Origin of the sequence: Dethiosulfovibrio faecalis, assembly GCF_021568795.1 — a bacterium.
GTDB classification, from domain to species: domain Bacteria; phylum Synergistota; class Synergistia; order Synergistales; family Dethiosulfovibrionaceae; genus Dethiosulfovibrio; species Dethiosulfovibrio faecalis.
This window is the reverse complement of sequence record NZ_JAKGUE010000013.1, coordinates 35,674-49,459: the sequence shown is the minus strand read 5'-3', so window position 1 is coordinate 49,459 and position 13,786 is coordinate 35,674. Positions and strand designations below refer to the sequence as shown.

The window sequence follows — 13,786 nt, the reverse complement described above, 5'->3', positions numbered from 1 at the left end:
CCTCCAGTAATCTTTTGGACTCAAGTACATTATACAACCGGTTGCATGAACCTGCAAGCACAAAAACCTACCGACAACGATATCGAGTTGACATACGGACCTTACTGGTGTACAAGTTGTGTTGGAACTGGGGGAGTCGGTGTCCCGGCTGAGAGGAGGCGTTAAGCCTCGACCCCTGGAACCTGATCCGGATCATGCCGGCGCAGGGAAGTTGCTCCTTTCTATCACACCCCCTCTCAAAAGGCGGATCTTCCCTCCTCCGGCAACATCATATAGAGGAGGACTCACCCATGAAAGGCAACACCCGAATACTCGTAGAAGGAGCCCTAGCGGCATCTTTAGCCCTGGCTTTATCCTACGTGAAGCTCTTCCGAATGCCTCAAGGAGGCTCCATAACCCTCGAGAACGTCCCGCTGCTGATCTTCGCCCTACGATACGGCCTCAAGGCCGGTTTCGGAGCCGGAGCTGTGGCCGGACTTCTCCAGCTCATACTGGGAGGCTACGTAGCCCACCCAATACAGGCTCTGCTGGACTACCCGATAGCCTTCGGTGCCCTGGCTCTGGCCGGAGCGACTCCCAGACGACACTGGATCGGCATAACCGCCGGAACCTTGGCCAGACTGTCCTGCCACGTGGCCTCCGGGGTGGTCTTCTTCGCCAGCTACGCGCCGGAAGGACAGAACCCTCTCCTATATTCACTGGTCTACAACGGCAGCTACATGGTTCCTAACCTCCTGATATCCATACTGCTCATAGAGATCCTCTGGAAGAGGCTCCCATCTCCCGCCGGACGATGACTCTGCTCTCCGTCTCGAAACTGAGAAAAAGCTTCGAAGGCCTGTTGGTGCTTTCCGAACTGGACCTCGAGGTAGAGCCTGGAGAGTTCGTTTCCATGATAGGACCATCCGGCTGCGGCAAAAGCACCCTTTTCGACCTACTGACCGGATCGGTGTCACCCGACGAAGGAGTAATTTCGTGGAAGGGAGCTCCGGTCGAAGACCTGTCTTCTCTGACGGCCTGGATGTCCCAATCGGACCTCCTGCTCCCCTGGTTGACCCTGAGGGAAAACGCCATGCTCCCGATCCGGCATCCCACGAAAAAAGACGAAAAAAGAGGAGACTCTCTGTTGGTAAGGCTCGGACTTCGAGGTTTCGAAAACTACCTTCCGGGGAAAGTCTCGGGGGGGATGAGACAAAGATGCGCCTTGGCCAGGACCATACTCTTCGACAGAGAGCTGATACTTTTAGACGAACCTTTATCCGCACTGGACGCCCTTACCAGACAGGGACTTCAGGGAATGCTGGTAACCCTGCAGAAAGAGTTCGGGAAAACAATTGTCATGATAACCCACGACGTAGAGGAGGCTTTGGTCACCTCGGACAGGCTGGTCACACTGTCTCAAACGCCGATGAAGATCACCGGCAACTATCGCCTCCAAGGGGATAAGCCCAGACACAGAGACGATCCCTACCTTGTGGAGCTTCGAGGGACCATCATGGACGTTCTACAGGGGGGGGCGTCATGAACCGATGGAGCTCCCTCCTGGCCGGGGCGATCCTGGTCCTACTGTGGGAGATAGGCTGCGTGATCTCCAAAGTACCTAGCTACATACTCCCCCGCCCCAGCTCGGTCGTGATGACGGCGCTAATCCAGGCACCGATATTGGCCCGACACGGAGCGGTCACGGCACTGGAGATCTTCCTGGGGCTGGCTCTGGCACTGGCATTGGCGGTGCCTCTCTCCACCGCAATGTTCGCCAAGCCCTACCTTGAGAGGGCCCTTTCCCCTTTTCTGGTCGCCTCTCAAGCCATACCTGTCTTCGCTCTGGCCCCGGTACTGGTGGTCTGGTTCGGCTACGGCATAACCAGCAAGGTGGTTATGGCCACGGTAATAATATTCTTTCCCGTCACGGTGAACCTATTGGAGGGATTCAAGAGCTGCGACAGAAGATATCGTCAGATGTTCAGACTCATGGGATACCCCTTCCGGGATACCATGGTAAAGCTCTACTGGCCCTGGGCTCTGCCCTACTTCTTCGCAGGCCTCAAGGTAGCCGTATCGGTCGCCACGATAGGAGCCGTAATAGGCGAATGGGTGGGAGCCCAGAGCGGTCTGGGCTATCTGATGATACAGTCCAACGCCAGGCTCAAGACCGACGTGGTATTCGCGGCGATACTCTGGCTCTCGGCGATGGGACTGGCTCTCTGGTGGCTAGTGGGGAAACTGGCCGATAGATACGCTCCGTGGAGCGACGGAGACGAAAAAATCTGAACTTAAATAAAAAGGAGAAATGAGACATGAAAAAGACCCTGATATGTACGATCGCCTGTTTAACTGTCATGGTGGCGGTGCTTCATGCCGATGCGGCGGAGAAACTGACTTTGATGCTCGACTGGTTCCCCAACGTGGACCACCTGCCTATATACGTGGCGCAGGAGAAGGGATACTTCGAAGAAGCCGGGTTGGACGTGAAGATAATGAGCCCCTCCGACACCTCCGACTCCCTGAAGCTGGCGATGGCCCAGACGGTCGACCTGGCTGTGGGATACCAGCCTCAGACCGTCATGGCAGCAGCGGAAGGTCTGAATCCCAGGGTGGTAGGAAGACTGGTAGGACACCCTCTCACTACCCTGCTCTACATGAAGGACAAGGGTATATCATCTCCGGAAGACCTAGAGGGCAAGAAGGTTGGCTACACCGTCCCGGGAATGATGGACCTCCTCATGGCCGCCTTTGCGGAGAAAAACGGCATAGAAAGCTACGAGGCGATCAACATCGGCTTCACCATAATACCGGCACTGGTATCCGGAAAGGTCAACGCCGTCATGGGCCCCTTCAAGACCTACGAGGTGGTGGAGATGAAACACCAGGGAATCGAGGCCGAGTACTTCGAGCTGGAAAGACACGGAATACCGGACTACGACGAACTGATCTTCCTGGCATCCCCAGAGACCGTTGAAAAACGCGAAGGAGCGATCACTGCTTTCTCCGACGCAGTTCAAAAAGGCATAGACTTCGCCAGGGCAAACCCGAAAGAGGCGCTGAATCTCTACTTCAAGGCCCTGCCCGACGCCGACAGAGGGATGGAGACCGACGCTTTCGAGGCGACCCTGCCCTACTTCGCTAAAAACCAGGAAAACGACCGGTCACGGTGGAAAGCCTTCGCCGATTTCGCTTTGGAGGCGGGGCTCATAGAAAAAGCGGTAGACATTTCGCCGCTGTTGGTCAGATAAAGAAGAGGAGAACCTAAAAATGACCCACGAAAACGCCTCGACCAGTTCAATCGCCCTCCGACGGCTAACCGTCGCGGGATTGCTCACGGCAACGGCCCTGCTGCTGTCGGGAGTCTCGGTCCCCTTCGGCCCGACCAAATGTTTTCCCTTTCAGCACGCGGTAAACGCCATAGCCGGAGTTCTGCTGGGACCCTGGTGGGCTGCGGGGGCGGCCCTGGTGACCAGCATACTGAGAGTTGCCATGGGAACGGGAACCCTCTTCGCCTTCCCTGGCAGCATACCCGGAGCTCTGGCGGTGGGACTGGCCTACCGGTTCATCCGCAAAGACTGGTGCGCACTGGCCGAACCCCTCGGTACCGGCCCGATAGGAGCGACCCTATCGGCACTGCTGATAGCTCCCGCCATGGGGAAATCGGTCGGACTGTGGGCTCTACAAGGAGCGTTCCTGACAAGCGCCATCCCGGGGTGTATCATAGGATATGCCGTCATATTGGGCCTGAGAAAATCGGGCATAAAGGTGGAATAGCAAGAGAGGCGGCCAAAAGGCCGCCTCTTTTATATCGGGAACCACAAGACAGGAGGGCTTCCTTGAAACCGGCATCTTTAGCTTCTTTCGTTGCGATAGGGACCTATGGCTGCTCCGTCGCAGTACGCCGAATGGGTCTTCCGGCCATCTGGAACAAGGGGGTCGCTTTCTCGTCGCTGGAGAACGGATCAACGTGGGGCTCCGCAGTCGGCTTCGCCGTTCTTCTGGCGGTAACGGCTATGGCGGACAAAAAACCGGCCCCCACGAAAAACGGACTGATTCTTATGTGGGGAGGGGCCATGGGCAACATGATAGACCGCTTGCTCTACGGAGCGGTCATGGACTACATACCGGTGCCGTTCTGGCCCGGAGGGCTCTACCTTAACATCGCCGACCTGGCCCTGATCGGAGGCGCTCTGTCGATATTATGGGGAACGTTTAAAGCAAAGACCCAGGAAGAAACACAGAAGGAGGGAAAACCATGATCCGTCGCATAGAAAGCGAAAAAGCACCGAAACCGGCGGGATGCTACTCCCAGGCAACGAGGGTGGGAAATCTCATCTTCACGGCGGGGCAGCTACCGGTGGACCCTACGACGGGAAAAGCCCTCAAGGGGGCATCTCCTGCGGAACAGACCAGGAGGATACTGAAAAACATAGCGGCGTTGCTGGAGGAAAACGGATCCTCGCTGGAAAAGGTCGCCAAAGCCACGGTCCTCATCAGGGACGTCACACTGTGGGACGAGGTGAACAAGGCATACTCCGAGTTCTTCACCAGTCCGGTTCCTCCGGCCAGAACCGTAGCAAGCGGAATAGACATCCACAACGGTCTGGACGTGGAGATAGACGTGATAGCCGAGGTCGGAGACAGCTGATGCTCAAATGCCTAAAGTGCGGGGCCTCTTACGGAGACGACGAATCGATCTGGAGATGCCCCGGCTGCGGAGGCCATCTTGACCACATAACGGAAAAACTTTTATCCATATCGCCGGAGGAGATAAAGAGAGGCCCCCTCTCCATGTGGAGATACGGCAGAACCATACCGGTGAGATCGCCAGAAAAGGCCGTGACTATGGGAGAGGGACTCACCCCCTTGATCCCGGTGAAACTGGACGGGATGAAGCATCTGGTCAAGATGGACTTCCTCTGCCCCACAGGTTCCTACAAGGACAGGGGAATATCGGTGTTGGTCAGCCGACTCAGGGAGCTGGGAATAACCTCCCTCATAGAGGACTCGTCGGGAAACGCAGGAGCGGCCATGGCCGCATACTGCGCCGCAGGGGGACTGAACTGCTCGGTCTACGTACCGGACTACACCTCGGCGGGAAAATGCGTTCAGATAGAGGCCTACGGCGCCGAGCTGATCAGGGTTCCCGGAACCAGAGAGGACACCACCGATGCCGCTATGGCGGCGGCACGAGAAACCTACTACGGCAGCCACAACTGGAGCCCATGGTTCGTAGAGGGCGTCAAGACCTTCGCCTACGAGATATGGGAACAGCTGGGCTGGACCGTCCCGGACCACCTGGTCCTGCCCCTGGGCCAGGGAAGCCTCGTTCTCGGAGCCTACAGGGCATTCTCTGAACTCCGTGAGATGGGTCTAATAAATAACATTCCTAAAATTCACGGCGTTCAATCGGCCAACTGCGCCCCTCTGGCGAAGGCCTACGAATCTGGGCTGGACGTGCCGGAAAACATAACCAAGACGGAGACCGTGGCGGAGGGCATCAGCTCGGCCACCCCTCTCAGAGGCGCCGAGGTCCTGGAGGCGGTGAAACGGTCGGGGGGATCCATAGTGGCTGTGGACGAGAAACCCATAGTTGATGGAATCTTCGCCCTGGCCTCAAGAGGAATCTACGTGGAACCCACCAGTGCGGTGGTGGTTCCGGCACTGAAGAAACTCCGCATCGAGGGGACATTATCGGACCAGGACGTTACCGTAGCCTTTCTGTCCGGATCGGGACTCAAGGCCACCGATAAAATATTGCATCTCAAGGAGCAGCCATGAAGATAGTTCTCACCGAAAACAACGGAAAACTACAGGAGCTCATCGACGAAGAGATAAAGCCCGAACTGGAAGGATGCGACTTCGTTTTCTGTCGGTCCGAGGAGGAAATAAGGAAAAACCTGCCGGATGCTGAGGTCCTTTTGACCTCCAGCAGGGGTATATCAAGAGAAGATCTGGAAATAGCCGGCAAGTTGAGGCTCGTCCAGTTCGTAGGGGCGGGATACGACAGCGCGGACCTGGAGGCCTGCTCCGAATTTGACGTAAAGGTGGCCAACGTTCCGTCCTGGAGGTCGGGAAACGCCGAAAGCGTGGCGGAGACGGCCATAATGCATATGCTGATACTGGCGAAGAGGACCCATCTATTCGAGGAGACATTCAGGGCCAGAAGGATTTTCGCCCCCTTCAGCACCGCCCTCTGGAAAAAGAGAGTCCTCGTCGTGGGACTGGGCGGCGTAGGACACGCCATCGTCGAAAGACTGACAGGCCTGGGAATGGAGGTCGTAGGAGCCAACAGGACCATACGTCCTCAATTCTCTCAGTGGGGATTGAAGGAGGTATTCCCCCTCTCCCGGCTGGACGAAGCGGTCAGAGGATGTCGATTCGTCGTGCTGGCCCTGCCGAGCAAACCCGAAACCGACGGCATAATAGACGGAAAGATCCTTCAGGCGATGGACCCCGACAGCTGGCTGATAAACGTGGCCCGGCCCAACCTGGTGGATCGAGAGGCATTCCTCAAGGCGCTGGACGACAACCAACTAGCCGGGGCAGGTCTGGACGTCATATGGGGAGAACCGGCCGACCCGAACGACCCGCTGTTCGAGGACCCCAGGCTGTCCCTCTCCCCACACACAGGAGGGGTCACCGACGAATTCTACAAAGGGGCTATTGCGGGAATAAAGGGAAACCTCTCTCGACAGAGGGACGGCAGAGAGATACTGAACGTGGTCAACAAGGTCACTCCACGTCCATAACCGCCTACCGAGACACAAAAAACGAGGTCTCTCCGACTTTTATCGAAGAGACCTCGTTTTTAACGGTAGAATCTAGTCTACACTACCGAGATTCAACATCCTGGTCCATCCGGCTCCGTCGTTGTCGATCGCCATCCAGATATCGCCATCGAACAGACAGAGGCTTTCGGCCTTTTCCAACAACAACCCGTGAGATTCCACGATATCCTTTACCAGTTTTTTATCCAAAACCGATCCGTTGGAAAAGCCCTTCAGATCCACGGAGTACACCCGTTTGACCCTGGCGCTGTCTCCCTTACCCTTGTCCCTCTCCAGGACAAGCAGTTTATCATTCTTTACGAGACACTGATCGGACAACCCCATCCAGTATTTCTTCGAGTCCACCGGGTTATCGTCCAGAGGATACCAGGAGACCTCCCATTTCCCATCGGATGGGGAAAAACGGAGTATCGCTGCCCGTTTATCGTCGCTGTCGAACCCTCTTTGCATCGCCACGTACAGGAAAGATCCGTCGGAGGACGCAGCCACTCCCTCGAAGCCGAACTTGCCGGGATCTCCGTATTCGTCTATCAGCTCCTGAGGAAGGGGATGCTCCTCTCTGACCTTCCCGTCGTGATCGACGAAGATCAACAGGTTCTCCGAGGCATTCTTCCCCTCGCCGACAAGCCAAAAACCGTCCTTCGTCCAGCAGATGCCCTCCAGATCGTAGGCAGCGGGGGTCCCGTCTTTGGTTATGGGGATCATCCCGTCTATATCTGCCACGCCGTCCATCGTCCTCGACATACTTATCCTCCATATCCTAGAGGAACTCCAGGCGTTGTCTGGAACCGCATATATATGTTTCCCGTCGGAAGAGAAACCGGAAAGGGCGCTCCAAGGCTCGGATCTGGAAGACAGAGTCAGGTCGGAGGGATCGCCTGGGACGTCCTTATCGCTGACCGAATACAGGTTGACTGTCCCATCGCCCTCGTTGGCACTGACTATCAGCTGTTTTCCGTCCTGTCTTCCCGTGATAGCTATAACCCCTTCGGGGCTGCTTCCTGTAGGAAGTATCTTTATCAGCTCCGGGGCAAAGACATCCCTGACCCTGTAGACGGCCAAAAAGGATCCCCTTTCCGACGCCACTATCAACAGATCGTCGCCGAACATCCTCGTCGAAGCGATCCCCTCGATCTCCGCTCCCTTCTTGCTTGAACGTCCATCGGGATAGTGACCGACCAGCGATGCGGCTATGTCGAGCTCAACGCCAGAATCCCACAGAACCTTGCCGTCCGTGTCGTGGAGGCTTATTCCCCGACCGCCGGGGTAGACCCCGTCGCCGAAGGTCTCAAGGCCGGTATCTCCCTCGTTGGCCAAGGCTATGTAGCTCTTTCCCCCTATGGATAAATAGGTCAAGCCATCCGGCTCCCTGCGTCCCTTGAAGTTATCGGAAAAGCTTATCCGACCGTCCTTCTTCAGGTCCGCCTTTCTCTCCACCGTTCCGGAACAGAACACCTTTTTTACCGATGGCTTCGCCGGATCGGATATATCTATCACGGCGACACCGTTGCTTTCCTGGATCGACACGGCAGCCTCAGTGCCCGACGACGAGATCGCCACGAACTCCGGCTGAGGATCCGCCGGGTAGTTAATCCCCTCCACCGATCCGAGCAGTTCCCGCCCAAGCTCCACCGAGGCAATATTGGAGGATGGAACGTCGGAGGGGTTCACGATCACCACGTCGACCCTTCCGGGACGCTTCCCTCCGAGGGTGGCCTCTCCCTCCTCGTCGCTCTCCTCGTCCTCTATGGCAACGACCACGACCATCTTTCCCTCTATCTCGGAACAGGCCACCGAATCCGGGCCGACACCAATTGTTACATCGCCCAAATGGCGGGGCTTATCGGGAAGGGATATATCGTATATACCCAGAGTGCCCGGCGCCGCTGTATTCAGGTTATCGCCGTTTCGAACCGCCACGGCCAGGTAACGCCCGTCGACGCTGACAGCTGCCGAGGTCGGCTCTCCCGAAACCTCTATAGACCCCGCACCCCTCGGGCTGGCGGGGTCGGATATATCCAGTATGCCCACCTTCTCGCCGGATGCGTTGGTGTAGAAGAGGCTCATCCCGTCCGGGGTGGCTGTCACTATCTCCGCGACCTGTCCTCCCGGCACGGCATAATGATTCTCAAGCGCAAAGGATCTTACCTCAGCCTCCGACGACGGAGGGCTCAAAAGGGTAAAGACCGACAGGGACGCGGCGATCCCCAAGGATTTAAGCTTCATCTGCACGACACTCACCTTCCTGTATGCGAATATGGTAGTTGAAAGGCTACCACCGTTTCGCAACGGAACCGTTTCGAAAAGGTAAGGGATATGTATCGCGACGGGACCTCGAATAACGGCAACGAAACCTTGACCTATCCGCAACCCCTCCGTTATCTCGGTGAAACACGAAAAAGCTATATTGGCCCTGAAAGCAACGGAGGCTATCTTTGGATAGTCGATAAAGAGCACATCATAGTGGGAAACGACAACAACTACCCCTTTTCCTCGAGTCGAGAGCCAAACATCGCAGACGACAACGAGTTTATCCTGTTATCCGTGCCACACCTGCTGAAACCCTGAGACCACCTTCCCCCCATAAAAGGAGGCCCCTCAAGACAAACGAGGAGCCTCCTTTTCCTACACCTGTATAACCGCCTCGGAGTATAGGACGGCTTTGCCAGCCAGTTTTACCCGAAAACCTGAAATCCTTCCGTACAGGACGCCGCCCCGTCTGGACGCCTGGTAGGCCACCAGCTCCGGCTTGCCGGTTACCTTCGCCCAATAGGGCAGTATGTGACAGTGTCCCGAACCGCAGACAGGATCTTCCGGCACGTTCAGCTTCGGGGCGAAGGAACGGGACACGCAGTCGTAATCCGATCCCACGGCCGTTACGTGCAGAAGCAGGCCCTCCAGGTTCAGAAGCTTAGTCATGTCCGGAACGAGGTTCCTGACCGCAGCTTCGGAGTCCAAAACGCATAGCAGGTCTCTTCCCATATAGGCCTCTTTAGGCATAACTCCTATGGCGTCGGCCATCCGGTCCGTGACAGCCACGGGTTTAAGATCGTAGGCGGGAAAATCCATCTCGAAAAGGTCGCCCTTTCTCTCAACGGTCAGGGTGCCGCTTAAAGTCTCGAAGTCGATGGTTGAAGATTCCGGTCGGACGTAGCGGGATACGACGTAGGCGGTTGCCAGGGTAGCGTGTCCACAAAGGTCTATCTCCCCTCCCGGAGTGAACCAACGAAGTCGAAAACCATCCCCCTCCGGCACGGCGAAGGCCGTCTCGGAGAGGTTGTTTTCCCGGGTGATGTTCATCATGAGCTCCTCCGACAACCACCGCTCCATAACGCACACGGCGGCGGGGTTTCCTCCGAAAACCCTGTCCGTAAAGGCACCTACTACGTACTGTCTCATCTTCTCGCCCCCTTCGAATCAAAAACCTAGGCCCCGTTACCCCAACAGCCTCCGATATTCCTCCGCCACCTCGTCACCGAAGGCCACCAGATACACCTTCTCCAGGCTGTCGTCGTCTTTAAGGAAGTCGGTTATGGCCTTCAATGCGACAGCACAGGCCTGTTCCACCGGGTAGCCGTAGACGCCGCAGCTTATGGCGGGAAAGGCCACGGTCTTGCAGTCGTGGTCTCTGGCAAGCTCCAGGCTCCTTCTGTAGCAGGAGGCCAGAAGCTTGGCCTCGCCTTGTTGTCCTCCGTGCCACACCGGGCCGGGGGTGTGTATGACATATCTGGCAGGGAGTCCGTAACCCATGGTTATCTTGGCGTCTCCGGTGGCGCAGCCTCTCAGAGGTCGACAGGCCTCTAGCAACTCCGGTCCGGCCGCCCTGTGAATGGCCCCGTCCACTCCGCCTCCGCCCAGGAGCGACGTGTTGGCGGCGTTCACGACGGCATCAACGTCCATCTCGGTTATGTCGCCCCTCACCAGAGCGATGCGATCTAAAACCATCTACCTCGCTCTCCCTTCCGTCTCCAATCGCCGTCAAAAGCCGTCTGTCCGAACACCTCGACTCCGTTGCCTCCCGCCTTTTTCACCATGTACATGGCATGATCTGCGTTTTTTGCCAGCTCTATTTCGTCTTTTCCGTGATCCGGATAGACCGCTATGCCGACGCTACAGGATATTCCGATAGATCGTCCGCCCACATCGAAAGGCCTTTCCAGGGCGAGTCTGATCTCCTCTCCCACGGACTCGGCTCGTTTTTCTCCGAAGGGAAGGAGTACCACGAACTCGTCGCCGCCGATCCTGCCTAAGGTTCCTTCGCTCCCCACGGTTTCTGCCATTCGCTCCGTCACCTGGCGGAGCACGACGTCGCCTACGGCGTGGCCGAAGTCATCGTTCACCGGTTTGAAACCGTCGAGGTCCAAAAACATGAGGGACAGCTTTTCTCCCTTAGACGAGGCCTCTTCCATGGCTCGGTCGACCTCGTCGGAGAAAGCCGCTCGGTTCAACAGCCCCGTCAAAGGGTCGGTTCTGGCCATTTTCGCTATCTGAAGCTCCATCTTTCTCTGCTCCGTGACGTCCATTATCGTGGAGAGCAGCACTCCCTCTCCGTTTACCGGCACCAGGTCGACGAAAAGAGATCCTATCATGTCGTCCCCGTTGGAACGTTTCAGCCTGACGTCCACGGCCTTGATCGATCCATTAGATTTTATGCCGTCGATTATGCGAGACCTTTCCTCGGAGGATCCCCAAAAACCAAGATCCACGGTGCTTCTTCCAACTATCTGCCGGTCCTCCAGTTCAAGAAGCCTGGAAAACTCCCAGTTGGAATCGATAACCATGCCGTCGGACTGTCTGGTAAGGGCTATCGCGTGAGGAGCCCCGTTGAATATGGACGAGAACTTGACCCTCTCCCTGTCGAGCTCCGCCATCAGCCTGCTGTTCACCATGAGTGTGAGTCCATAGGCCCAGAGCACTACCAGGGCATGCTGGGAGTAGCCCAGGAACACCTCCAGTGTCCCCGAAGGGAGCTCCAGAGAATGGAGATCGCGATATAGAAAGAATGCAGCTCCTATCCTCAAAAGCCCCAGTATCAGGAACCCCGTGAAGGCCACTCCGACCCCTAAGGTCGTTCTTCTCGTGGAACTGTCGACCTCTATGATGGACGTTTTTATGTACCGCCAGGAAAAATAGACCAAGGCTACGGAAAAGCAGATAATCCTCTTGGGGGTACTGGGATCGACGTAGGCAAAGTAGGCTATGAGAGACACGAACAGGGCCCAGATAACTAGGTCGCTCCGATGGGAGCGGCGGATTTCCAGGAACCTTTCCAGCCCGACCAGACCGGCGATGATCCCCAATACAAGGAGCCCGTTGACCACCACGACCGATATAAAAGGACAGATACTGCCCCTTAGAAACATAAGGCCCAGTCCGGTCGATATCAGCATGAATCCTACAAAAGAATGCCCCAGTCCGTCGAATCTACTTCTGGTCTGTCGCCATAGAGAGCCCACCAGTAGGGTACAGACGCAAAACAGTATCACCCCGCCTAAGACGACGGTCCTGAAATCGAGGTTCATCGCGACTCACCCCCTCCGTGCAACCCATCCAGGCAACAATCCTGTCACGGCTTCTTCGTCAGTTTCAGAAACTCCACCGCCGATACCGTGGGGTCGGGGGTTTCCACGACGGCGGAGACCACCGCCACTCCAGAGGCCCCGGTAGCCATGACCTCCCGCACCGAAGATAGCCCTATGCCGCCTATTGCCACCACCGGCAAAGAGGTAAACTCCACCACGGCTCTCAGTCCCTCTATCCCTATGACAGAGGCGTCGTCCTTGGTCCCCGTCGGATAGACCGCCCCGACCCCCAGATAGTCCGCCCCTTCCTCCAGGGCTATGCGGGCCTGTTCGACGGTCCTGGTGGATCGGCCTAGCAGGAAGGGCCTCGGGGCCAGCTTTCTGGCGGCGGCCAAAGGCAGATCGGACTGACCTAGGTGGCATCCGTCCGCCCCGGCCGCCAGGGCCACGTCCAGGCGGTCGTTCACGAAGAGCTTGGCCCCTTTTTTTCGGCACATCTCGGTCATCCGGGAGGCCAGATCGGTCAGTTCACGAGCGGTCAGCTCCTTGTCCCTGAGCTGTATGGCTGTGGCTCCCCCTTCGAGAGCGGCGGAGGTCTGTTCCAATATGGAACGAGGGGCTCCCAGCCGTCTGTCGGGGATCACGTAAAGGGTGAGGATTTTAGGATCCATCGCTAACCGGCAATCCTGTCCTGAAGCCTGAGCCGTCCCTCTATCTCGCCGAGGCCGGTCTTGGACATTCCGTATAGCTGATCTATTATGGAGGTTTTGAAGCTTCCCGGACCGGACTCAATGGCCCTCTCGGACGCGATCCCCATGGCGATCAGTCCGGCTATGGCGGCAGCCAAGGCGTCTCCGCTGGCTCCTAGTATTGCCGCCAGAAGGGAACCGACCGCACAGCCTCCCGCGGTGATACTTTGCATCATGTCGCTGCCTCCGTGAACCTCCAGGACCTTGTTCCCGTCGCTGACGTAGTCCACCTTTCCCGTGGCTGCCACGACCGTGCCGTATTTTCTGGCCAGCCGGAACACGGCGTTGTCGGAACGGCACATTCCGGTGGAGTCAACTCCTCTTAGTCCGCCGTGGCATCCGGCCATAAGAGCTATCTCCGCCGAGTTCCCCTTGACTATGGCCACCGGGTAACGCTGAAGGATCTCGTCCACCAGAGCGATCCTTCTGGCGGTGGCTCCGTACCCCACCGGATCGAGGACGACCGGAGTTCCTGTGTCGGCGGCGGTTTTCATGGCTGTTCGGATCGTCTCCATCGACTGGGCAGTGGGGGTTCCTATGTTCACCAAGACCACGTCGGCGGCCTGTACCATCTCGCTGGCCTCCTCCTCGGAGGGGGCCATTATGGGAGACGCCCCTATGGCCAGACACAGATCGGCCTGGTAGGGAGCGGCTACGAAGTTCGTAACGTGATAGACCAGAGGCTTTTTCTGAGCTACCTTGCTCCAACACTGATTTAGTCTTTCCGGTACGTTCATAC

At 57.1% G+C, this 13,786-nt stretch carries 15 protein-coding genes and 1 riboswitch; of the genes, 9 read left to right on the top strand and 6 right to left on the bottom strand.

Annotation, left to right across the window (positions count from 1 at the left end; genetic code table 11):
* The first annotated feature begins 119 nt into the window (after positions 1 to 119).
* Positions 120 to 226: riboswitch (TPP riboswitch) on the top strand.
* Between the two features lie 64 nt (positions 227 to 290).
* The 9 genes from thiT to L2W58_RS09545 all read left to right on the top strand — a co-directional run bounded on the left by thiT (position 291) and on the right by L2W58_RS09545 (position 6,737).
* The gene (thiT, locus tag L2W58_RS09585) at positions 291 to 797 is read left to right on the top strand and encodes an energy-coupled thiamine transporter ThiT (protein ID WP_236103118.1); all 507 of its coding nucleotides are present in this window, start codon (positions 291 to 293) and stop codon (positions 795 to 797) included.
* Positions 794 to 1,525 carry an ABC transporter ATP-binding protein gene (locus L2W58_RS09580; RefSeq protein WP_236103117.1) on the top strand — a complete coding sequence of 244 codons (732 nt, stop codon included), beginning with the start codon at positions 794 to 796 and terminating at the stop codon, positions 1,523 to 1,525. The genes thiT and L2W58_RS09580 overlap by 4 nt, the downstream gene beginning before the upstream one ends.
* Entirely contained in the window at positions 1,522 to 2,271 is a 750-nt protein-coding gene (locus tag L2W58_RS09575) for an ABC transporter permease (protein WP_236103116.1), read from the top strand. The genes L2W58_RS09580 and L2W58_RS09575 overlap by 4 nt, the downstream gene beginning before the upstream one ends.
* A 26-nt stretch (positions 2,272 to 2,297) precedes the next feature.
* On the top strand, positions 2,298 to 3,233 hold the full coding sequence (locus L2W58_RS09570) for an ABC transporter substrate-binding protein (protein ID WP_236103115.1): 936 nt from the start codon (positions 2,298 to 2,300) through the stop codon (positions 3,231 to 3,233).
* A 19-nt stretch (positions 3,234 to 3,252) separates the two neighbouring features.
* Positions 3,253 to 3,759, top strand: a complete 507-nt coding sequence (thiW, locus tag L2W58_RS09565) for an energy coupling factor transporter S component ThiW (protein ID WP_236103114.1) — start codon at positions 3,253 to 3,255, stop codon at positions 3,757 to 3,759.
* Positions 3,760 to 3,821: 62 nt separating this feature from the next.
* On the top strand, positions 3,822 to 4,244 hold the full coding sequence (locus L2W58_RS09560) for a signal peptidase II (protein ID WP_236103113.1): 423 nt from the start codon (positions 3,822 to 3,824) through the stop codon (positions 4,242 to 4,244).
* Positions 4,241 to 4,633 carry a RidA family protein gene (locus L2W58_RS09555; protein WP_236103112.1) on the top strand — a complete coding sequence of 131 codons (393 nt, stop codon included), beginning with the start codon at positions 4,241 to 4,243 and terminating at the stop codon, positions 4,631 to 4,633. The genes L2W58_RS09560 and L2W58_RS09555 overlap by 4 nt, the downstream gene beginning before the upstream one ends.
* Positions 4,633 to 5,766: a threonine synthase gene (locus tag L2W58_RS09550; RefSeq protein ID WP_236103111.1), complete on the top strand. Its 1,134-nt coding sequence runs from the start codon at positions 4,633 to 4,635 to the stop codon at positions 5,764 to 5,766. Before L2W58_RS09555 ends, L2W58_RS09550 begins: the two co-directional genes overlap by 1 nt.
* Positions 5,763 to 6,737 (top strand): 2-hydroxyacid dehydrogenase, encoded by a 975-nt coding sequence (locus L2W58_RS09545; protein ID WP_236103110.1) that lies wholly within the window; start codon positions 5,763 to 5,765, stop codon positions 6,735 to 6,737. The genes L2W58_RS09550 and L2W58_RS09545 overlap by 4 nt, the downstream gene beginning before the upstream one ends.
* Positions 6,738 to 6,809: 72 nt before the next feature.
* Here the strand turns inward: L2W58_RS09545 and L2W58_RS09540 are convergent, their stop codons facing one another.
* The 6 genes from L2W58_RS09540 to thiM form a co-directional block, all read right to left on the bottom strand.
* Complete coding sequence (locus tag L2W58_RS09540) at positions 6,810 to 9,002, bottom strand: esterase-like activity of phytase family protein (protein WP_236103146.1); 2,193 nt, start codon at positions 9,000 to 9,002, stop codon at positions 6,810 to 6,812.
* Positions 9,003 to 9,401: 399 nt separating this feature from the next.
* Complete coding sequence (locus tag L2W58_RS09535) at positions 9,402 to 10,175, bottom strand: PhzF family phenazine biosynthesis protein (RefSeq protein ID WP_236103109.1); 774 nt, start codon at positions 10,173 to 10,175, stop codon at positions 9,402 to 9,404.
* Between the two features lie 36 nt (positions 10,176 to 10,211).
* A complete protein-coding gene (locus L2W58_RS09530) occupies positions 10,212 to 10,721 on the bottom strand; it encodes an O-acetyl-ADP-ribose deacetylase (protein ID WP_236103108.1) in 510 nt (169 codons plus the stop codon).
* A complete protein-coding gene (locus tag L2W58_RS09525) occupies positions 10,712 to 12,298 on the bottom strand; it encodes a sensor domain-containing diguanylate cyclase (RefSeq protein WP_236103107.1) in 1,587 nt (528 codons plus the stop codon). Before L2W58_RS09525 ends, L2W58_RS09530 begins: the two co-directional genes overlap by 10 nt.
* A gap of 44 nt (positions 12,299 to 12,342) precedes the next feature.
* Positions 12,343 to 12,969 carry a thiamine phosphate synthase gene (gene thiE, locus L2W58_RS09520; protein ID WP_236103106.1) on the bottom strand — a complete coding sequence of 209 codons (627 nt, stop codon included), beginning with the start codon at positions 12,967 to 12,969 and terminating at the stop codon, positions 12,343 to 12,345.
* 2 nt (positions 12,970 to 12,971) lie between these two features.
* Entirely contained in the window at positions 12,972 to 13,784 is an 813-nt protein-coding gene (gene thiM / locus L2W58_RS09515) for a hydroxyethylthiazole kinase (protein WP_236103105.1), read from the bottom strand.
* Positions 13,785 to 13,786 lie beyond the last annotated feature (2 nt).

Excerpts from the sequence above, each read along its gene's own strand:
- thiT (WP_236103118.1), top strand. The coding sequence starts at position 291 with ATGAAAGGCAACACCCGAATACTCGTAGAAGGAGCCCTAGCGGCATCT.
- L2W58_RS09580 (WP_236103117.1), top strand. The coding sequence starts at position 794 with ATGACTCTGCTCTCCGTCTCGAAACTGAGAAAAAGCTTCGAAGGCCTG.
- L2W58_RS09575 (WP_236103116.1), top strand. The coding sequence starts at position 1,522 with ATGAACCGATGGAGCTCCCTCCTGGCCGGGGCGATCCTGGTCCTACTG.
- L2W58_RS09570 (WP_236103115.1), top strand. The coding sequence starts at position 2,298 with ATGAAAAAGACCCTGATATGTACGATCGCCTGTTTAACTGTCATGGTG.
- thiW (WP_236103114.1), top strand. The coding sequence starts at position 3,253 with ATGACCCACGAAAACGCCTCGACCAGTTCAATCGCCCTCCGACGGCTA.
- L2W58_RS09555 (WP_236103112.1), top strand. The coding sequence starts at position 4,241 with ATGATCCGTCGCATAGAAAGCGAAAAAGCACCGAAACCGGCGGGATGC.
- L2W58_RS09550 (WP_236103111.1), top strand. The coding sequence starts at position 4,633 with ATGCTCAAATGCCTAAAGTGCGGGGCCTCTTACGGAGACGACGAATCG.
- L2W58_RS09545 (WP_236103110.1), top strand. The coding sequence starts at position 5,763 with ATGAAGATAGTTCTCACCGAAAACAACGGAAAACTACAGGAGCTCATC.
- L2W58_RS09540 (WP_236103146.1), bottom strand. The coding sequence starts at position 9,002 with ATGAAGCTTAAATCCTTGGGGATCGCCGCGTCCCTGTCGGTCTTTACC.
- L2W58_RS09535 (WP_236103109.1), bottom strand. The coding sequence starts at position 10,175 with ATGAGACAGTACGTAGTAGGTGCCTTTACGGACAGGGTTTTCGGAGGA.
- L2W58_RS09530 (WP_236103108.1), bottom strand. The coding sequence starts at position 10,721 with ATGGTTTTAGATCGCATCGCTCTGGTGAGGGGCGACATAACCGAGATG.
- L2W58_RS09525 (WP_236103107.1), bottom strand. The coding sequence starts at position 12,298 with ATGAACCTCGATTTCAGGACCGTCGTCTTAGGCGGGGTGATACTGTTT.
- thiE (WP_236103106.1), bottom strand. The coding sequence starts at position 12,969 with ATGGATCCTAAAATCCTCACCCTTTACGTGATCCCCGACAGACGGCTG.
- thiM (WP_236103105.1), bottom strand. The coding sequence starts at position 13,784 with ATGAACGTACCGGAAAGACTAAATCAGTGTTGGAGCAAGGTAGCTCAG.